Origin of the sequence: Streptomyces sp. NBC_00083, from assembly GCF_026343295.1 — a bacterium.
GTDB lineage: Bacteria > Actinomycetota > Actinomycetes > Streptomycetales > Streptomycetaceae > Streptomyces.
Map to the genome: position 1 here is coordinate 236,088 of NZ_JAPELY010000002.1, position 18,878 is coordinate 254,965.

An 18,878-nucleotide genomic window follows, 5' to 3' on the forward strand; every position below is an offset into this window, starting at 1 on the left:
AGCGGAGCGGCACGGTGAGCGAGACCAGCACGGGGGACGCCGTCGTGTCCGCGGTCCAGGACGCACAGTCGGCGGTGGGCAACTGGCGCCTCGCCTCGATCGCGGGCGCCGCGATAGGCGTGGTCGCCGCGGGCGCGGCGGCCGGCGTGGCCATAGAGCGGCTCACGGTCGGGCGCGGCATGCGCAGGAAGGCGCGGCTCGCCCTCGACGCGACGGGTCCCTACGGGTCGCTGCGGGGCGCGCCGGGCCGGGCGGTCGGCGACGACGGAACGGTCCTGTACTACGAGAGCGACGAGGCCGAGCCGGACGCGGGCGCCCACGGTCCGCGCAAGCGCCGGCTCTTCGGACGCAAGGTCCCGGCCCCGGTCACCGTGGTGTTCTCGCACGGCTACTGCCTCAACCAGGACTCCTGGCACTTCCAGCGGGCCGCGCTGCGCGGGGTGCTGCGCACGGTCCACTGGGACCAGCGCAGCCACGGCCGCTCGGACCGCGGCAAGGCCCAGCGCGACGGCGTGCCCATCGACATCGACCAGCTCGGCCGTGACCTGAAGGCCGTCATCGACGCGGCGGCGCCCGAGGGCCCGCTCGTCCTGGTCGGCCACTCCATGGGCGGCATGACGATCATGGCCCTCGCCGACCAGTACCCCGAGCTGATCCGCGACCGCGTCGTGGGCGTCGCCTTCGTCGGTACGTCGTCGGGCAGGCTCGGCGAGGTCAACTACGGGCTCCCGGTCGCCGGGGTCAACGCGGTGCGGCGGGTGCTGCCGGGCGTCCTCAAGGCGCTGGGCTCGCAGGCCGAGCTGGTGGAGCGGGGCCGGCGGGCCACGGCCGACCTGTTCGCGGGCATGATCAAGCGCTACTCGTTCTCCTCGAAGGACGTCGACCCGGCGATCGCCCGGTTCGCCGAGCGGATGATCGAGAGCACCCCGATCGACGTGGTCGCGGAGTTCTACCCGGCCTTCTCCGACCACGACAAGACGGCGGCGCTCGCGATCTTCGCGGAGGTCCCCGTCCTGGTCCTCGCGGGCGACCGCGACCTGGTCACGCCCAGCTCGCACAGCGAGGCCATCGCGGATCTGCTGCCCGACGCCGAGCTGGTCATCGTGCCGGACGGCGGGCACCTGGTGATGCTGGAGCACCCCGAGACCGTCACCGACCGCCTCGCGGACCTGCTCGCCCGGGTCGGTGCGGTGCCGGGGGCCGCTAACGTTGGGACGTATGGAAGCACCGCACAGCAGCCCGGCCGCTGACGCCGGCACCCGCCTGACCCTCGACTCCCCTTCCGAAATGCAGGAGTTGGGGCGCCGCATCGCCAAACTGCTCCGCCCCGGCGACCTCGTGATGCTCACCGGGGAGCTCGGCGCCGGCAAGACGACCCTGACCCGCGGCCTCGGCGAGGGCCTCGGCGTGCGGGGCGCCGTGACCTCGCCCACCTTCGTCATCGCCCGGGTCCACCCCTCCCTGACCGGCGGCCCCGCCCTGGTGCACGTGGACGCGTACCGCCTCGGCGGAGGCCTCGACGAGATGGAGGACCTCGACCTCGACGTGGAGCTGCCCGAGTCCGTGGTGGTCGTCGAATGGGGCGAGGGCAAGGTCGAGGAGCTCTCCGACAACCGGCTCCAGGTGCTCATCGACCGCGCCGTGGGCGAGAGCGACGACGACCGCAGGACGGTGACCGTCACCGGAATCGGAGCGCGCTGGGCGGGCGCCGGGCTCGAGAACCTCTGAGGCGGCGGTGGGGCGCGGCTTGAGGGCGCCGTACGTTCCGACAAGACGTCGGCAAAATGTTGCGCCGGTCGTACCGGGCGTGGTCACATGGAGGAAGAGACCTGGTTAGGTCTACCTAACCGCGCCTTCTTCCGCAGCCTCAGGAGGCCGCCATGACCGTGCCGGAACGCGAAGCGAAGCCGCAGGCCCCGCGGGGCGTCCCGGTGCCGCCCGGGGTGTCGATACACGATCTGCTCGCCTCGTGCGCCGCGGCGAGCGCCGTGTCGACCCCGCCGCGCGAGAGCGCTCCGGTCGCCGACGAGGGTGAGGTCCGCCAGGACGCGGCGTAGTCCTATCGAGTGGCGTCGCGCGGGCGCGCCCCGGGGCGGTGGCCCCTCAGGGGGTGACGGCAGCGCCCGCTACGGGACGACGACGACCTTGGAGTTGTGCGTCGCGAACGCCCACATCGCGTCGCCGTCGGCCCGCTGCATGCGGATCCCGCCGGTCTTCTTCTCCGTCTTCGGGCTCGACATCGAGTCGTTGACGGCGGCACTGAAGCCCACCACCACGTTCTTGGCGGTGGTGAAGACCACGACGTGCTCGATGGCCACCCCGTCCGAGCCCGTGGTGTGCCCGGTGCGCGAGGTCACGATGTAGGTGCCCGGCTTCGGGCTGACCGCCGAGGGGACGACCGCGAAGGTCCTCGGCGTCTTCGCGACGCCCGCCAGCCACACCCGCTTCGCGCTCAGCGAATACACGACGCGTACGCCCGTGCCCGAGTTGGCCGGCACCGAGAGGTCGGGCTTGCTCGCGGGGGAGCCGGCGGGCGGCACGTTCGACGGCTTGGCCGAGGCCGACGCGCTGCTCGGAGCCGCCAGGTCGGCGGCGGGAGGCGCGCTCGCCGAAGCCTGGTAGGCGAGGAAGCCGACCACCGCGAGAGCGGCCGCGGTGAGCCCGGCCACGAATCCCGTGCTGCTCCTTGCCACCTGGGCTTCCCCTTTCGTACGTACGTGCATGTCTACGGTCATACCTGCGGCTGACGGTAGCAGCAGGTGACGGCTCGGGCGGGACGCCGTGCCCCCGCCGCCTTGGTCGTAGGCTGTTCGCGTGCTCTTGCTCGCCGTTGATACCGCCACCCCCGCCGTCACCGTCGCCCTGCACGACGGCACGTCCGTCGTCGCCGAGGCCCGCCAGATCGACGCCCGCCGGCACGGGGAGCTGCTGCTGCCCGCCGTCGACCGGGTGCTCGCCGAGGCCGGTCTTGACCTCGCCGCCGTGACGGACCTGGTCGTCGGGGTCGGCCCCGGCCCCTACACCGGGCTGCGCGTCGGCCTGGTCACCGCCGCGACCTTCGGTTCGGTGCTCGGCGTGCCCGTCCACGGGCTGTGCAGCCTCGACGGGCTCGCTTACGCCTCCGGGATCGAGGAGCCGTTCGTGGTCGCCACGGACGCCCGCCGCAAGGAGGTCTACTGGGCCCGCTACGACGACTTCCGCACCCGCGCCGGCGACCCCGGTGTCGACCGGCCCGCCGACATCGCCGGCGAGCTGAGCGGTCTGCCCGTCGTCGGCCAGGGCGCGGTGCTCTACCCGGAGGCGTTCCCCGCCGCGCTCGGCCCCGAGCACCAGTCGGCGGGCGCCCTGGCCTCGCTCGCCGCCGAGAAGCTCGCCGCGGGCTCGCCCTTCCTGCCGCCGACGCCGCTGTACCTGCGCAGGCCGGACGCGCAGGTGCCCAAGAACTACAAGGTGGTCACCCCCCAGTGACCCCTCCGTCGCTGCGCGAGATGCGCTGGTGGGACATTGCGCCCGTGCTCGACCTCGAACACGAACTCTTCCCCGAGGACGCCTGGTCCGAGGGGATGTTCTGGTCCGAGCTCGCCCACGCGCGCGGGCCCGGCGCCACCCGCCGTTACGTGGTCGCCGAGACCTTCGACGGCGGAGAGGCGCGGCTGGTGGGGTACGCGGGGCTCGCCGCCGCCGGTGACCTCGGCGACGTCCAGACCATCGCCGCCGCCCGCGACCAGTGGGGCACCGGGCTCGGCGCCCGTCTCCTGACCGACCTCCTCAAGCACGCCACCGCCTTCGAGTGCGACGAGGTCCTGCTCGAAGTGCGCGTGGACAACACCCGGGCCCAGAAGCTGTACGAGCGCTTCGGCTTCGAGCCCATCGGCTTCCGGCGCGGCTACTACCAGCCGGGCAACGTCGACGCGCTCGTGATGCGACTGACCGTCCAGGAATATGTCCAAGGAACAGAAGAGACTGACTGATGGCTGACGAACCGCTCGTACTGGGCATCGAGACCTCCTGCGACGAGACCGGCGTCGGTATCGTCCGCGGGACGACGCTGCTCGCCGATGCCGTGGCCTCCAGCGTGGACACGCACGCCAGGTTCGGCGGCGTGGTCCCCGAGATCGCCTCGCGGGCCCACCTCGAAGCGATGGTCCCCACCATCGAGCGCGCCCTGAAGACCGCCGGTATCTCCGCGCGCGACCTCGACGGCATCGCGGTCACCGCGGGCCCCGGGCTCGCCGGCGCGCTGCTCGTCGGAGTCTCGGCCGCCAAGGCGTACGCGTACGCCCTGAACAAGCCGCTGTACGGGGTCAACCACCTCGCCTCGCACATCTGCGTCGACCAGCTGGAGCACGGGCCGCTGCCCGAGCCGACGATGGCGCTGCTCGTCTCCGGCGGCCACTCCTCGCTGCTGCTCGCCCCCGACATCACCGCCGATGTCCGGCCGCTCGGGGCCACCATCGACGACGCCGCGGGCGAGGCCTTCGACAAGATCGCCCGGGTGCTCGACCTCGGCTTCCCCGGCGGCCCGGTCATCGACCGGCTCGCGCGCGAGGGCGACCCGAAGGCGATCGCGTTCCCGCGCGGCCTGACCGGCTCCCGCGACCCGCTCTACGACTTCTCCTTCTCCGGCCTGAAGACGGCGGTGGCCCGCTGGATCGAGGCCAAGCGCACGGCGGGCGAGGAGGTGCCGGTGCGCGATGTGGCCGCGTCCTTCCAGGAGGCGGTGGTGGACGTGCTGACCCGCAAGGCCGTACGGGCCTGCAAGGACGAGGGCGTCGACCACCTGATGATCGGCGGCGGCGTGGCCGCCAACTCCCGGCTGCGCGCGCTCGCCCAGGAGCGCTGCGAGCGGGCCGGCATCCGGCTGCGGGTGCCGCGGCCCGGCCTGTGCACCGACAACGGCGCGATGGTCGCCGCGCTCGGCGCCGAGATGGTGGCGAGGAACCGGCCCTGCTCCGACCTGGAGCTCTCGGCGGACTCCTCGCTTCCGGTGACCGAGCCGCATGTACCGGGCGAGGCGCACGCGCATGCCCCCGGGCACGACCACGACCATGTGCACGAGGTCAGCAAGAAGAACCTGTACTCATGACGGTCGCGCTGATGTGGGAGGCCCGTGCGGTCGAGGGCCGGGGCGCCGACCTGCTCGCCTGGGTGCGGGAACAGCCCGCCGCCGGTTCGCCGTCGCGCCGCGAGGTGCTGCGCGCGCCCGGCGACCGGGTCCTCGTCATCACGTGGTGGGACGCGCCGTACGACGCCGAGCTGCCCGAACTCCCCGATCCGGCGGGCGGGTTGGTGGCCAGGCCGGTGCACCGCTGGCGCTTCGAATCGGTTGGCTGACCGGAGTCGCGGCCGCCACGGCTGTCGTGGTTCGATCGATTGAGGCAACCCTGCGACCATTTATGTCATCAACCTGTGCGTAGGTTGATGACGGACATGGTCAGTGATGGGGCGGGGTTGTCGTGCGCAAGAAGGCTGTCGGTGCGGCTCTCTTCGGTCTTCTGATGGTCGCGGGCTGCTCGTCGGGCGGGGGCGGCGGCAGCGCCGCGTCCACCGCGACCCCGGGCGGCAAGAACGGCGGTACGCCCCCGGCGGCCTCCCCGGGCGACGACGCGGCCGCCACCGGGGCCGCGTACCGCAAGTGGGGGCTCAAGCCCTTCGCGGCGCCGCCCGCGCCGCCGGCCGAGAAGCCGGTGAAGGCGAAGCCGGGCGAGGTGCCGGTGGTGAGCGACATTCCCACCAAGGAAAAGATCGTCTTCGTGACGTTCGACGACGGGGCCGAGAAGGACCCCAAGTTCGTCGAGATGATGCGGGACTTGAAGGTCCCCTTCACGATGTTCCTGACCGACGACATCATCCGCTCCGACTACGGCTACTTCAAACCGCTCCAGGGGCTCGGCAATTCCATAGAGAACCACACGCTTTCGCACCCCAATCTGCGCACCCTCGGCGAGGCCGCGCAGAAGAACGAGATATGCACCCAGGAGAAGAAACTGGGCAAGGAGTACGGCAAGGCGCCCGGCCTCTTCCGGCCCCCGTACGGCAATTGGAACGAGAACACCCGTGCGGCCGCCAAGGCCTGTGACATCCGGGCGATGGTGCTCTGGCGCGAGACGATGCAGATCACCAACATGCAGTACCAGCGCGGCGACAAGAAGCTGCACCCCGGCGACATCATCCTGGCGCACTTCCGCGGCCCCAAGGAACTCAAGGGCACGTCCATGACGCAGATGACCGCCAACATGCTGCGCCACATACAGGAACAGGGCTTCACGGTGGCCCGCCTGGAGGACTACGTCTAAACGGCGGCGCGGCCGGGATCCTCGGCCGGAATGCTCACGCGGGGCGCACGCGGAGCGGGAAAAACAAAAGGCAAGGAGCACGTGCTCTCCTCGCCACTATCAAGATATAGCGCACTGGGGGGCTTGCGGCAAGGCCCCCGTCGTGCCGCAGAATCACTGGCCTCGGGCCAGTACCTGCGGACATGGGAGTTTCACGAAGTGCGTGGGCAGTTGTCGGTTTCTGAATCCTCCAGCGCGTTCGACCTTCCCGGCCGTCTCGCGGCCAAGGCCGATCCGGCGCTGATCGGGGGCGACGAGCGGCACTTCGCCGCCATCGCCCGCACCCTCGACCAGACGATCACCGAACTCTCCGGCCGCCTCGACGAACTGCGCCGCGCACCCGGCGGCATCGGCCGGGCCGCCATGGACCGCGACATCGAGGTCCACCAGCTCACCGGCCGGCTGCGCACCCTGCGCCGCTTCGGCCTCGACCTGTGCCTGGGGCGCATCGTCGCCGCCGACGACACCGAGCCCCTCTACATCGGCCGGCTCGGCCTCACCGACAGCGAGGGCCGCCGCCTCCTGGTCGACTGGCGCTCCCCGGCCGCCGAGCCGTTCTTCGCGGCGACCCACGCCGGCCCGATGGGCCTGGCCAGCCGCCGCCGCTACCGCTGGACGCGCGGGCGGATCAGCGACTACTGGGACGAGGTGTTCGGCACCGACGGGCTCGAAGGGCACGCCGCCCTCGACGACCAGTCCGCGTTCATCGCGAGCCTCGGCACCAACCGCTCCGCGCGGATGCGCGACGTGCTCTCCACCATCCAGGCCGACCAGGACGCCATCATCCGCGCGGGATCGCGCGGCGCGCTCGTCGTCGACGGCGGCCCCGGCACCGGCAAGACCGTCGTCGCCCTGCACCGCTCGGCCTACCTGCTCTACTCCGACCCGCGCCTGGGCCACCGGCGCGGCGGCGTCCTGTTCGTCGGCCCGCACCGCCCCTACCTGGACTACGTCTCCGACGTGCTGCCGAGCCTCGGTGAGGAGGGCGTACAGACGTGCATCCTGCGCGACCTGGTCGCCGAGGGGGCCGACGCCCAGGAGGAGGGCGACCCGGAGACGGCCCGCCTCAAGGCCTCCGCCGCCATGGTGCGGGCCGTCGAGAAGGCCGTCGCCTTCTACGAGGAGCCGCCCGCCTCGGCCATGACCGTGAGCACCCCCTGGGCCGACCTCCGGCTCACCGCCGACGACTGGGCCGAGGCCTTCGCGGCGCCCGGCCCCGGCACCCCGCACAACGAGGGGCGCGAACTGGTCAGGGAGGCCCTCGTCACGATCCTGCTCGACCAGTACGACGGCGACGACGTCACCCCCGCGGAGTTCCGCAAGGCGCTGCTCCAGGACCCGGAGCTCGCCGAGACGCTCGGCAGTGCCTGGCCGCTCCTGGAGGCCGCCGATGTCGTCGGCGACCTGTGGTCCGTCCCCGCCTACCTGCGGATGTGCGCGCCCTGGCTCGGGCCCGACGACGTACGCCGGCTGCGGCGCACCGACGCGCAGGCCTGGACCGTGTCCGATCTGCCGCTCCTGGACGCCGCCCGGCAGCGGCTCGGCGACCCCGAGGCCGAGCGCCGCAGGCGGCGCCACGAAGCGGTGGTCGCCGCCGAGCGGGAGCGGATGTCCGGGGTCATCGACGAGATCCTCTCGGCCTCCGATTTTCAGTCCGGGGGCGACGAGAGCGAGGGCGCGCTGCGGATGCTGCGCGGCAAGGACCTCCAGGACACCCTGATCGACGAGAGCGCCCTGCCCACCGCCGAGCCGGACCTGCTCGCCGGGCCGTTCGCGCACGTCGTCGTGGACGAGGCGCAGGAGCTCACCGACGCGGAGTGGCAGATGCTGCTGCTGCGCTGCCCCTCGCGCAGCTTCACCATCGTCGGGGACCGCGCGCAGGCCAGGCACGGGTTCACCGAGTCGTGGCCGGAGCGTCTGGAACGGATCGGGCTCGACCGGGCCGAGGTGGCCTCGCTCGGCATCAACTACCGCACCCCGGAAGAGGTGATGGCGGCGGCCGAGCCGGTCATCCGGGCCGCGCTGCCCGACGCCAATGTGCCGACCTCCGTGCGCAGCGGCGGCGTCCCGGTGACGTACGGGTCGGTCGGGGAGCTGGACGCGGTCCTGGAGGGCTGGCTCGCCGCGCACGCGGACGGGACCGCCTGCGTCATCGGGCACCCCGGGTTCCGTGCCACGCCCCGGGTGCGTTCGCTGAGCCCGGAGCTGTCCAAGGGCCTCGAATTCGACCTGGTGGTCCTTGTCGACCCGGAGGATTTCGGCACCGGCATCGAGGGCGCCGTGGACCGCTACGTCGCGATGACCAGGGCGACCCAGCGGCTCGTCGTCCTGTCGTCCTGACCACCCGGTTCCCGGCTCCGCGGGAATCCACGAGATTCTTCCGGGGTGGTGTCGATCCGGCCGGGCTCCGTTCGACGTAGGAGTGAGAGGCGGGGAAAACCCTCCCCGCACCCCGCACCCCGTACGCAGTCGCGCACAGAACGGAGACCGGCCATGCCGCGCTACCTGACGATGGTCCGCATCGACGAGAACAACGCCCCCGAGGGCGGCCCCAGCCCCGAGCTCATGCAGCGGATGGGCGACCTGATCGAGGAGATGACCAAGGCCGGGGTCCTCCTGGACACCGCCGGGCTCACCCCGACCGCCGAGGGCACCCGGATCCGCTGGAACGGCGGCGAGCTGACCGTCACCGACGGCCCGTTCACCGAGACGAAGGAAGTCGTGGGGGGCTACGCGATCATCCAGGCCAAGAACAAGGCGGAGGCGCTGGAGTGGGCCAAGCGCTTCCTCCAGGTCCACGAGAAGGAGTGGGACGTCACCTCCGAGGTGCGCGAGATCGCGGAGGGCTAGGGCACGGCGGGCCACCCGGCGGCACGGAGCCAGATGTTGCCGCCCGGTGGCCGCGGTGATCTGCTGGTACGGCCGGTCCACGGCAAGGGGCGGTGGTTCCCGGCCGAACCGCGATGAGTTCCGCGCGCGGGTCCGGTCTACCCCGTTGAAGCCGCCCACCACGGGACCGGCGACGGCTAGGAGGCCGACGATGACCGCGAAGATCACCCAGAAGATCACCCCCTTCCTCTGGTTCGACAGCCAGGCGGAGGAGGCGGCCAACCACTACATCGCCATCTTCGGCGGCGACTCGCGCATCGTGGGGATCACCCACTACGCCGCCTCGGGGCGGGGCGAGACCGGCTCGGTGATGACCGTCGAATTCTTCCTCGCCGGCCAGCACTTCACCGCCCTCAACGGCGGCCCGCAGTTCACCTTCACCGAGGCGCTCTCGCTCGCGGTGGCCTGCGAGGACCAGGAGGAGATCGACCGGTTCTGGACGCGGCTGAGCGAGGGCGGCGAGGAGGGGCCCTGCGGGTGGCTGAAGGACAAGTACGGCCTGTCCTGGCAGATCGTCCCCGCCGAACTGCCCGAGCTGCTCGCCTCCGGCGCGGAGAAGTCCGACCGGGTCATGGCCGCGGTCATGGACATGAAGAAGCTCGACCTCCAGGCGATGCGGGACGCGTAGCGAAGGGTTTCGGTCGAGTGTTGTGAACATGACCCAGGTCGGGCACCGGGCGCGGGGGCGGCCCCGATAACCTCTGGCGCATGTCGTCGAGTTCGCCGCTCCCTCCCTCTCCGCCACCGGCCGAGATACGTGCCTGGCGCGACCGCAACGCGCTGCTCGCCGACCGCGCCCAGGCTCTGGAGGCGCTGGCCAAGGGGTACTTGGGGGCGGGGCGGCTCGGGCTGCTCTGGCTGTGGGCGGCGCTCTTCGCGCTGGGCTGGTCGCTGGTCGGCGCGGCGCTCACCTCGCTCACCGACGTCCTCACCGCGATCGTGGGCGTGCTTCTGCTGCTGCTCGGCGTGGGGGTGATGATTCCCGCGGGCCTCGCCGTGGGGTTCGGGCTGCGCAAGGACCGCCGGATACGCGAACTCCTGCACCAGTGGGCCGAGTTGGACCACGACCCGGTGCTCGACCGCAACCTGGCCAGGCCGGGCCTCAGCCTGGCGTGGCTGGTGCCCTCGGTGCTGCTGTGCGCGGCGGGCCTGGCCGTGTGCCTGGTGCTGCCGGCGACCGCGGCGCCGGGCCACGACACGTACGCCCTCGTCGTGTACGGCATGGGGCTGGGCCTGATCTGCTGGCTCACCGGGCTCGCGGGCGTGGCGAAGGCGGCGGCGTACCGGCGCTGGGTGCAGCGTTCCCTGGCGGCGGCGGGGCCGCGCTGAACCCCGCGTCCTATCCTGGGGTGTCGCCGCGTCATGCGGGGGCACGGCCCCGGGGGAAGGACGGTCGTCATGGCCTGGTACTGGTGGATCCTGATCGTTTTCTGGATGGGCGGCTTCGGCTGGGCGATCGACAACGCCCGGACGGCGCTGAGGACGCGGCACGAGCGGAAGATGGAGCGGCTGGAGGCGGCCAAGCAGGAACGGCTCGCCGTGGAGGCCGCGCACAAGCCGCCGGAGCCGGTGTGCGGGTGCACGCACCACTTGGCCAAGCATGACAAGGGTGGGAAGTGTCATGAGCGGGTTGAGGTTCCGGTCGCCTGGGACGAGAACAAGAAGCCGCTGCGGTTCGAGTCGGGGCGGTGCAACTGTCAGCAGTACGTGGGGCCTCAGCCTCTCGCGCAGATCTACGCGGAAGACCTCACGGACCTGGCCTGACCCCACCCGCGCAGTTCCCCGCGCCCCTGGGTGGGCTGCCCTTGGCAGGGTGCCCGGCGTCGGCATCCCTCCCCCTTGGCAGGGTGCGTGCTAGCGGCATCCTCAGCCGGTCCGGCGTTTGAGGACGAGCGCCTTTCGGGCGCGAACGGGGTCTGGGGCGGAGCCCCAGGGGTCTGTACCTCGGCCCCTTTCCTGCCCCCGGAGGGTTTCGGGAAGGGGTGGGGTGGGGTCATCTCGGGGTCTGGGGCGGAGCCCCAGCAACCCCGCTTTCGGGTGCGGACCGTGCCCGCGTCTCGCGCAGTTCCCCGCGCCCCTGTAGGGCACCCGGAGTCGCAGCCCGCGCCCGCCGCGGCGGAGCCGCGCAAAGGCTGCAGCCTCGCGCCCCCTGTAGGGCACCCGGCGTCGACCGGGTCAGGGGGCCGGGTGGCCTACGAGCATGGTGGGGGCGCCGGCTACCCGGGTGAGGAAGACCGTCGCCGCGTTCGGCCCCTTCGGCCGCACCCGGCGCCGGATCTCCTCCGGCTCCACCGCCGACCCCCGCTTCTTCACCGTCAGCACCCCCACCTCCCGCTCCCGCAGCAACGCCTTCAACTTCTTTAGGTTGAACGGGAGTTGATCGGTGATCTCGTACGCCGAGGTGTACGGCGACGCGTACCGCTCGTCACTCGTCACGTACGCGATCGTCTCGTCGATCAGCCGCCCCCCGCACCGCTCGACGACCTCGGCGACCAGATGCGCGCGGATGACCGCACCGTCCGGCTCGTACAGATAGCGCCCCACCGGCCCCACCGGCGGCGCGGCGAGCGGCGCGGCCGTCCACAGCGAGGCGGACGCGGGCAGCAGGGTCGCGCGGACCGCGCCCGGCGTCACGCCCGTGCCGAACCACAGCACCGCCTCCTTCACATCGCCCCCGTCCGAGATCCACTCCGCCTCGGCCTGCGGCGGGATCGCCTCGTGCGGGATGCCGGGCGCGATCTTCAGCGCCGCGAAGGGCGCGGCGAGGGCCGCCGAGGTCGCCCAGGAGAGCGGGGGCGAGTACGCCTCGGGGTCGAAGATGCGGCCCCGCCCCCCGCGCCGGGCGGGATCGACGAAGACCGCGTCGTACGGCGCCGTGTCGATCTCGGTCACGTCCGCGCAGCGCACCTCGATCAGCTCCGCGAGGCCCAGCGCCGCCGCGTTGGCGCGGGCCACCGCCGCCGTCAGCGGGTCGCGGTCGACCGCGAGGACCGAGATCCCGGCCCGCGCCAGCGCGAGCGCGTCTCCGCCGATGCCGCAGCACAGGTCGGCGACGCTGCGTACCCCCCGCGAGGCGAAGGCCCGCGCGCGGTGGGTGGCGACCGAGGTGCGCGTCGACTGTTCGACACCGTTGGGCGTGAAGAACATCCGGTGTGCGTCCTGCGCGCCGAACTTCGCCACCGCCCGCTGCCGCAGCCGCGCCTGCCCCAGCGCCGCCGACACCAGCGCAGCGTCGTGGTCGCGGCGCAGCCGGGTGGCGACCGCGAGTTCCTGGGAGGGGTCGTACTCCCGCAGGGATGCGAGCAGGGCGCGGCCCTCGTCGGCCAGCAGCAGGGCGAAGGTGTCGAGGTCGTTCACCCCGTCATTGTCGTCCAGCGGCGGCCCCGCTGTGGGCCAGGCGGGCGATGGTGGGCCCGTGATCGCGGTGTCGTACGGGCGGCGGGGCCCGCGCCTGACAGGATCCGACGCCATGCAACTAGTACGACAAAAGGGAAAAATCAGAACCAAGGCCGCCTGCGCCGTTCTGACCCTCGCCGCCGCCCTGCTCGCCTCCGCCTGCTCCTCCGAGGAAGCGGGCGCGGGCCGGCCGGGGCCGCAGGCCGCCAAGCAGCGGCCCGTCAGCCAGGCCGAGCAGCTCAAGCAGGCCGAGACCGCCCGGCTCGCCGCCGTCAAGAAGTGGGGGCTGGCCAAGGCCCCGCTGCTCGCGCCGGCCGCGCCCGCCGTCAAGCCGAAGATCAAGAACCGGCCGGGGTTCGAGACCGACGGCGGCGACTCGCTGCCGCCCGTCTTCACCACCGTCCCCACCAAGGACAAGATCGTCTTCCTGACGATCGACGACGGCGCCGAGAAGGACCCGACCTTCCTGAAGATGATGCAGGAACTGCGCATCCCCTACAGCGCGTTCCTCAGCGACTACCTCGTGAAGGACAACCACGAGTACTTCAAGAAGATGCAGGGCCTCGGGGTCACGCTCAACAACCACACCCTGAACCACCGGTACATGCCGGCGCTCTCCTACGACGAGCAGCGGCACGAGATCTGCGACCAGCAGGACAAGATCGGCCAGTGGGCCGGCAAGCGTCCCCGGCTGTTCCGGCCGCCGTACGGGAACTACAACGAGGACACCCTCAAGGCCGCCCAGTCGTGCGGGATCCAGGCCGCGCCCCTGTGGGCGGAGGAGGCCTTCACCGACCACATGGAGTGGCGCGAGTGGGACCAGGACCTGCACCCCGGCGACATCATCCTGACCCACTTCCGTGGGCGCGCTGACTGGAACGGGACCATGCCCGACATGGTCCGCCAGGTCATGAAGGTGATCACGGACAAGGGGTACGCCGTGGCCCGTCTGGAGGACTACGTGTGAGCCGGTCCGGGGAGCCGAGGTGAGGCGGGCGCGCCGGTTCCGGGCCGCCCTGGCCGGACTGCTCGCGGCCTGCGCGCTGCTCGGGCCGCTGGCCGGCTGCTCGGAGCCGACCGCGCCCGTCGCCCCCTTCAAACGGCTCGGGCGCAAGGCCGCCCGGCACACCGTGCCGCCCCCCGGTTCCGACGCGCGCATGGCCGCCGCCCGGCGTTGGGGCCTCGCCGCCCCGCTCGGGCCCGCACCCCGGCCGACGGAGGGCCGGGGCGGGCCCGGGGTGCCGTTCGTCGTCGACCGGGTACCCGTGCGGGCCAAGGTGGTCTTCCTGACCTACGACGACGGGCCGCTCACGGACCCCGCCTTCCCCCGCATGGTCCGTGACCTCCGGCTGCCCGTCGCCCTCTTCCTCGCCGGCGACGAGGCCCGCGCCGACGCCGGTTCCGGCACCGGCGCGCATGCCGATCAGGGTGCCGCCGCCGCTTCGGCCTCCGACGCCGGCACGACGGCTGCCGCCCTCGCCGCCCGCGCCCGCGTCGACGCCCTGCGTGCCCTGGGTGCCGGGATCTACAGCCACACGCTCGGCCACCCCGATCTGCGGACGTTGGGCTACGCCCGCCAGCGGGCCGAGATCTGCGGTCAGCAGGACCGGCTCGCCGCCCGGTACGGGACCCGCCCGCGGCTGTTCCGGCCGCCGTACGGCTCCTACGACGCGCGCACCGTACGCGCCGCCAAGGAGTGCGGGGTGCGCGCGCTGGTGCTGGCCCGCGTCACGATGACGGCCGACGGACTGCGCTACGCCGAGGGTGCCCGGATGCTGCGCCCCGGGGACATCGTGCGGACCCGGCTGCCGGGGCCCGGTGCGAGCACGGCCCGCATGACCGCGCAGGTGCTCGAACACATCCGCGCCCGCGGCTTCACCGTGGGCCGCCTGGAGGACTATCTGTGAGCGGTCGCCGCGCGGGTCGCCCCGCTGTCGGCCGGCGCCGTCCGCCCTCGCGGGTCAACTCCTAGGACAGGGAGGCCAGTTGAGCCCCGCGGCCCGTGGTGCGGGCGCGGCGCCGACGGCCCGGCGTCCCCGGAGCGGTCCGCCGCGCAGGCGCGAGATTGGCACTCCGCTTGACCGAGTGCTAACCGCCGTCCTAGTCTCGCTTCTGGCACTCCCCACCGGAGAGTGCCAACACAGCGACGGGCAGGTCCGGCACCCGCGACGACGGATCCACCTGGTCGCCACCCCAAACAGTTAACCCCGTGAGATCTCCGAAGGGGGAGACCGGATCGTGACGACCGCCAGCTCCAAGGTTGCCATCAAGCCGCTTGAGGACCGCATTGTGGTCCAGCCGCTCGACGCCGAGCAGACCACGGCCTCCGGCCTGGTCATTCCGGACACCGCGAAGGAGAAGCCCCAGGAGGGCGCCGTCCTCGCTGTGGGTCCGGGCCGCTTCGAGAACGGCGAGCGCCTGCCGCTCGACGTCAAGGTCGGCGACGTCGTTCTGTACAGCAAGTACGGCGGCACCGAGGTGAAGTACAACGGCGACGAGTACCTCGTCCTCTCGGCTCGCGACGTGCTCGCGATCATCGAGAAGTAATTCACCGAAGTAATTCATCGAAGTACTTCTTCGAAGCGAATGCTTTGAGAGCTGCGCCCCTGGTCACCCCGCTGATTGCCGGGCGGCGAGGGGCGCAGTGTCATTAACCCGAGTTTTCGAGAGGGCTGAACCGCTCCCATGGCGAAGATCCTGAAGTTCGACGAGGACGCCCGTCGCGCCCTTGAGCGCGGCGTCAACAAGCTTGCCGACACGGTGAAGGTGACGATCGGCCCCAAGGGCCGCAACGTCGTCATCGACAAGAAGTTCGGCGCCCCGACCATCACCAACGACGGTGTCACCATCGCCCGCGAGGTCGAGCTCGACGACCCGTACGAGAACCTCGGCGCCCAGCTCGTCAAGGAGGTGGCGACCAAGACCAACGACATCGCGGGTGACGGCACCACCACCGCGACCGTGCTGGCCCAGGCGCTGGTCCGCGAGGGTCTGCGCAACGTCGCCGCCGGCGCGTCCCCGGCCGCCCTGAAGAAGGGCATCGACGCCGCGGTCAAGGCCGTGTCCGAGGAGCTCCTCGCGACCGCCCGTCCGATCGAGGACAAGACCGACATCGCCGCCGTCGCCGCGCTGTCCGCCCAGGACAAGCAGATCGGCGAGCTCATCGCCGAGGCCATGGACAAGGTCGGCAAGGACGGTGTCATCACCGTCGAGGAGTCCAACACCTTCGGTGTGGAGCTGGAGTTCACCGAGGGCATGGCCTTCGACAAGGGCTACCTCTCGCACTACATGGTCACCGACCAGGAGCGTATGGAGGCCGTCCTCGACGACCCGTACATCCTGATCAACCAGGGCAAGATCTCCTCGATCCAGGACCTGCTCCCGCTCCTGGAGAAGGTCATCCAGGGCGGCGCCTCCAAGCCGCTCCTGATCATCGCCGAGGACGTCGAGGGCGAGGCGCTCTCCACCCTGGTGGTCAACAAGATCCGCGGCACGTTCAACGCCGTGGCCGTCAAGGCCCCGGGCTTCGGCGACCGCCGCAAGGCCATGCTCCAGGACATCGCCACCCTCACCGGTGCGACCGTCATCGCCGAAGAGGTCGGCCTCAAGCTCGACCAGGCCGGTCTCGAGGTGCTCGGCACCGCGCGCCGCGTCACCATCACCAAGGACGACACCACGATCGTCGACGGCGGTGGCAACAGCGGCGACGTCGAGGGCCGTGTCAACCAGATCAAGGCCGAGATCGAGGCCACGGACTCCGACTGGGACCGCGAGAAGCTCCAGGAGCGCCTCGCGAAGCTCGCCGGCGGCGTCTGCGTGATCAAGGTCGGTGCCGCCACCGAGGTCGAGCTCAAGGAGCGCAAGCACCGTCTGGAGGACGCCATCTCCGCGACCCGCGCCGCGGTCGAGGAGGGCATCGTCTCCGGTGGTGGCTCCGCTCTGGTGCACGCCGCCAAGGTCCTCGAGGGCAACCTCGACAAGACCGGCGACGAGGCCACCGGCGTCTCCGTCGTCCGCCGCGCCGTCGTCGAGCCGCTGCGCTGGATCGCCGAGAACGCCGGCCTCGAGGGCTACGTCATCACCTCCAAGGTGAGCGAGCTCGACAAGGGCTTCGGCTTCAACGCCGCGACCGGCGAGTACGGCGACCTGGTCAAGGCCGGCGTCATCGACCCGGTCAAGGTCACCCGCTCCGCCCTGGAGAACGCCGCCTCCATCGCCTCCCTGCTGCTCACGACCGAGACCCTGGTCGTCGAGAAGCCGGCCGAGGAGGAGCCCGAGGCCGGTCACGGCCACGGTCACGGCCACTCCCACTGACGTCCTGGACGTCGGGCCCGCACCACGCGCGAAGGCCCCCGCTCCCGCCGTTCCGGCGGGGCGGGGGCCTTCTCCGTCGCGGTGGCCGGCCGTTCAGCCCGAGAGGCCCAGCTGCTTCATCAGCGTCATGGCGTTCCAGTGCCACCAGCCTTCCTGGATCAGGTCGTTCTTGAACCGGAAGATCGTCGTGCCGGTCACGCTGAACGGTCTGCCGGTGGCCGCGAACCCCATGAACTCGCCGGTGTGGGTGCCCCGCAGGGTCCACAGCGTCACCACGTCGTCGCCCTCGCAGATCTGCCGGTCGAGCTCGAAGGTGAAGTCGAAGGCCGCCCTCCACCCGGCGACGTCGGAGCGGATCCCGTCGGAGCCGACGACCGTGTCCTCGTCCTTGAGCGGATCGTGGTCGGCGTAGTCGTCGGCGAACACCTCACCGATGGCGTCGAGGTTGCCGCCCGAGGCGATCTCGTGGAAGAAGCGGCGGGCGGTTGACGCGTTCAACTGGTCGTTGCGCACCACATCCAGGTCCGTGAAGGTGGGCGCGCCGTCGCACAGCGCGACCATCTCCGCGAAGATCCGGTCGGTCTCCGGGAGCTTGGAGTTGGCCATCGCCTCCTCGTACGACGGAAACTCGATGATCTCGACGAAGTGGTTCCGGTCGGCGCGGTCCTTGCCGATGAGGCTGTGGGAGGCGGTCCGTCTGCCCTTGGTCTGATCGATCCAACGGTCCATGAGCCGGTCCAGGTCACCGAAGTGCTCGGTCCTGAAGTCGATCACCTGCGTGAACGTCATGACTCCTCCCGGATGACTATGGGGGCGATATCACCAGTTTAGTGATATATCGCCCCTTTGGCGGGGTGGCCGTGAGTCACGCCGAGTGGTGCAGGGCCGCCGGGTGCACCGGGTCCGCGAACGGCAGGCCGGCCGCGAAGCGCTCCACCTCGTCCAGGGCCTGATCCGCCATGCGGTACAGCTCGTTGCCGAGGGAGCCGGCGATGTGCGGGGTGAGCAGCACGTTGGGCAGGTCGTACAACGGGCTTTCGCGGGGCGGCAGTTCGGGCTCCGTCACGTCCAGGACCGCGTGCAGACGGCCCGAGAGGAGCTCGGCGAGCAGGGCCGGCTCGTCCACCAGGGAGCCGCGGGCGGTGTTGATCAGCGTGGCGCCCGTCGGCATCAGGGCGAGCCGGCGCGCGTCGATCATGTGGTGGGTCTCGGGAAGCTGGGGCGCGTGGACGGAGACGACGCTGCTGCGGGCGCACAGCGCGTCCAGGGACACCTGTTCAACGCCTAGGGACGCCGCTTCGGTTCCGTCGATGTACGGGTCGTACAGAAGGACCTCGAAGTCGAACGGGCGCAGGAGCTCGATCACGCGCCGCCCGATGCGTGACGCGCCTACCAGGCCGACGGTGCGCCGGTAGTTGCCGGTGTGCTCGGTCCTGCTCAGCCACGCGGGCGCGGTGCGCAGCTCGGCGTAGCGCTGGGCGGAGCGCAGCACCTCCTTGCCCGCGAAGAGGATCGCGGCGAGCGTGTACTCGGCGACCGGCAGGGCGTTGGCCGCGGCGGCCGAGGTCACCGCGATGCCGCGCTCCCAGCAGGCGTCGGTGATGTGGTGCTTGACGGAGCCCGCCGCGTGGACGACCGCGCGCAGGCGCGGGGCCGCGTCCAGGACGTCCGCGGTGAGCGGGGGAGCGCCCCAGCAGGTGAGCAGGACCTCGGCATCGGCGAGGGCCTTCGCGACCGCCGCCGTGGGCGCCGCCAGGTCGTGCGCGACGAGGTGCGGGTCGGTACGGGTGAGGGCGGCGAGCCGGGTGCGGTGGCGGTCGGCGAGAAGGTGGCCGGCGATGCCGGGGCCCATCGCGAGCAGCAGGGCGGGCCGGTTGTCAGTGGTGTGGTGCATGGTGGGACTCGGGCTCCTCACGAGGCGCTGGCCGGGGGGTAACGGGGTCT

At 71.7% G+C, this 18,878-nt stretch carries 21 protein-coding genes; 17 read left to right on the top strand and 4 right to left on the bottom strand.

Annotated elements, in window-relative coordinates; translation table 11 throughout:
• Window positions 1-14 precede the first annotated feature (14 nt).
• The 3 genes from OOJ98_RS17570 (at window position 15) to OOJ98_RS17580 (ending at window position 2,057) form a co-directional block, all read left to right on the top strand.
• Window positions 15-1,250 carry an alpha/beta fold hydrolase gene (locus OOJ98_RS17570; protein ID WP_267055832.1) on the top strand — a complete coding sequence of 412 codons (1,236 nt, stop codon included), beginning with the start codon at window positions 15-17 and terminating at the stop codon, window positions 1,248-1,250.
• Window positions 1,219-1,728, top strand: a complete 510-nt coding sequence (gene tsaE, locus OOJ98_RS17575) for a tRNA (adenosine(37)-N6)-threonylcarbamoyltransferase complex ATPase subunit type 1 TsaE (protein ID WP_267055833.1) — start codon at window positions 1,219-1,221, stop codon at window positions 1,726-1,728. Before OOJ98_RS17570 ends, tsaE begins: the two co-directional genes overlap by 32 nt.
• A gap of 152 nt (window positions 1,729-1,880) precedes the next feature.
• Complete coding sequence (locus OOJ98_RS17580; RefSeq protein WP_267055834.1) at window positions 1,881-2,057, top strand: hypothetical protein; 177 nt, start codon at window positions 1,881-1,883, stop codon at window positions 2,055-2,057.
• A 69-nt stretch (window positions 2,058-2,126) separates the two neighbouring features.
• On the opposite strand, the gene OOJ98_RS17585 is transcribed toward OOJ98_RS17580, so the two are convergent.
• Entirely contained in the window at window positions 2,127-2,723 is a 597-nt protein-coding gene (locus tag OOJ98_RS17585; RefSeq protein WP_267055835.1) for a hypothetical protein, read from the bottom strand.
• Between the two features lie 91 nt (window positions 2,724-2,814).
• Here OOJ98_RS17585 and tsaB point away from each other — a divergent pair, with 91 nt between their 5' ends.
• The 10 genes from tsaB to OOJ98_RS17635 all read left to right on the top strand — a co-directional run bounded on the left by tsaB (window position 2,815) and on the right by OOJ98_RS17635 (window position 10,988).
• Complete coding sequence (gene tsaB / locus OOJ98_RS17590; RefSeq protein ID WP_267055836.1) at window positions 2,815-3,468, top strand: tRNA (adenosine(37)-N6)-threonylcarbamoyltransferase complex dimerization subunit type 1 TsaB; 654 nt, start codon at window positions 2,815-2,817, stop codon at window positions 3,466-3,468.
• 20 nt (window positions 3,469-3,488) lie between these two features.
• Entirely contained in the window at window positions 3,489-3,971 is a 483-nt protein-coding gene (rimI, locus tag OOJ98_RS17595; RefSeq protein WP_267057005.1) for a ribosomal protein S18-alanine N-acetyltransferase, read from the top strand.
• Window positions 3,971-5,086 carry a tRNA (adenosine(37)-N6)-threonylcarbamoyltransferase complex transferase subunit TsaD gene (tsaD, locus tag OOJ98_RS17600; RefSeq protein WP_267055837.1) on the top strand — a complete coding sequence of 372 codons (1,116 nt, stop codon included), beginning with the start codon at window positions 3,971-3,973 and terminating at the stop codon, window positions 5,084-5,086. Before rimI ends, tsaD begins: the two co-directional genes overlap by 1 nt.
• Window positions 5,083-5,334: a hypothetical protein gene (locus tag OOJ98_RS17605; protein ID WP_267055838.1), complete on the top strand. Its 252-nt coding sequence runs from the start codon at window positions 5,083-5,085 to the stop codon at window positions 5,332-5,334. The genes tsaD and OOJ98_RS17605 overlap by 4 nt, the downstream gene beginning before the upstream one ends.
• Window positions 5,335-5,456: 122 nt before the next feature.
• Window positions 5,457-6,296 carry a polysaccharide deacetylase family protein gene (locus OOJ98_RS17610; RefSeq protein WP_267055839.1) on the top strand — a complete coding sequence of 280 codons (840 nt, stop codon included), beginning with the start codon at window positions 5,457-5,459 and terminating at the stop codon, window positions 6,294-6,296.
• Window positions 6,297-6,506: 210 nt separating this feature from the next.
• Window positions 6,507-8,675: an RNA polymerase recycling motor ATPase HelR gene (gene helR / locus OOJ98_RS17615; RefSeq protein ID WP_267055840.1), complete on the top strand. Its 2,169-nt coding sequence runs from the start codon at window positions 6,507-6,509 to the stop codon at window positions 8,673-8,675.
• Between the two features lie 153 nt (window positions 8,676-8,828).
• Entirely contained in the window at window positions 8,829-9,185 is a 357-nt protein-coding gene (locus OOJ98_RS17620; protein ID WP_267055841.1) for a YciI family protein, read from the top strand.
• A 190-nt stretch (window positions 9,186-9,375) separates the two neighbouring features.
• Window positions 9,376-9,852, top strand: a complete 477-nt coding sequence (locus tag OOJ98_RS17625) for a VOC family protein (RefSeq protein WP_267055842.1) — start codon at window positions 9,376-9,378, stop codon at window positions 9,850-9,852.
• Window positions 9,853-9,932: 80 nt separating this feature from the next.
• Window positions 9,933-10,553 (top strand): hypothetical protein, encoded by a 621-nt coding sequence (locus OOJ98_RS17630; protein WP_267055843.1) that lies wholly within the window; start codon window positions 9,933-9,935, stop codon window positions 10,551-10,553.
• A 69-nt stretch (window positions 10,554-10,622) separates the two neighbouring features.
• On the top strand, window positions 10,623-10,988 hold the full coding sequence (locus tag OOJ98_RS17635; RefSeq protein WP_267055844.1) for a hypothetical protein: 366 nt from the start codon (window positions 10,623-10,625) through the stop codon (window positions 10,986-10,988).
• A 411-nt stretch (window positions 10,989-11,399) separates the two neighbouring features.
• Here the strand turns inward: OOJ98_RS17635 and OOJ98_RS17640 are convergent, their stop codons facing one another.
• Window positions 11,400-12,581: a class I SAM-dependent methyltransferase gene (locus tag OOJ98_RS17640; RefSeq protein ID WP_267055845.1), complete on the bottom strand. Its 1,182-nt coding sequence runs from the start codon at window positions 12,579-12,581 to the stop codon at window positions 11,400-11,402.
• Between the two features lie 112 nt (window positions 12,582-12,693).
• Here OOJ98_RS17640 and OOJ98_RS17645 point away from each other — a divergent pair, with 112 nt between their 5' ends.
• From OOJ98_RS17645 to groL, 4 genes are all read left to right on the top strand, one after another.
• Complete coding sequence (locus OOJ98_RS17645) at window positions 12,694-13,587, top strand: polysaccharide deacetylase family protein (protein ID WP_267055846.1); 894 nt, start codon at window positions 12,694-12,696, stop codon at window positions 13,585-13,587.
• Between the two features lie 19 nt (window positions 13,588-13,606).
• Entirely contained in the window at window positions 13,607-14,527 is a 921-nt protein-coding gene (locus tag OOJ98_RS17650; protein ID WP_267055847.1) for a polysaccharide deacetylase family protein, read from the top strand.
• 331 nt (window positions 14,528-14,858) lie between these two features.
• Window positions 14,859-15,167, top strand: a complete 309-nt coding sequence (gene groES / locus OOJ98_RS17655; protein WP_004955293.1) for a co-chaperone GroES — start codon at window positions 14,859-14,861, stop codon at window positions 15,165-15,167.
• A 138-nt stretch (window positions 15,168-15,305) separates the two neighbouring features.
• Window positions 15,306-16,934, top strand: coding sequence for a chaperonin GroEL (gene groL / locus OOJ98_RS17660; RefSeq protein ID WP_267055848.1), 1,629 nt, complete (start codon window positions 15,306-15,308; stop codon window positions 16,932-16,934).
• 93 nt (window positions 16,935-17,027) lie between these two features.
• Here the strand turns inward: groL and OOJ98_RS17665 are convergent, their stop codons facing one another.
• Entirely contained in the window at window positions 17,028-17,723 is a 696-nt protein-coding gene (locus tag OOJ98_RS17665) for an ester cyclase (RefSeq protein WP_267055849.1), read from the bottom strand.
• Window positions 17,724-17,799: 76 nt separating this feature from the next.
• The gene (locus OOJ98_RS17670) at window positions 17,800-18,828 is read right to left on the bottom strand and encodes a hydroxyacid dehydrogenase (RefSeq protein WP_267055850.1); all 1,029 of its coding nucleotides are present in this window, start codon (window positions 18,826-18,828) and stop codon (window positions 17,800-17,802) included.
• Between the last annotated feature and the right edge of the window lie 50 nt (window positions 18,829-18,878).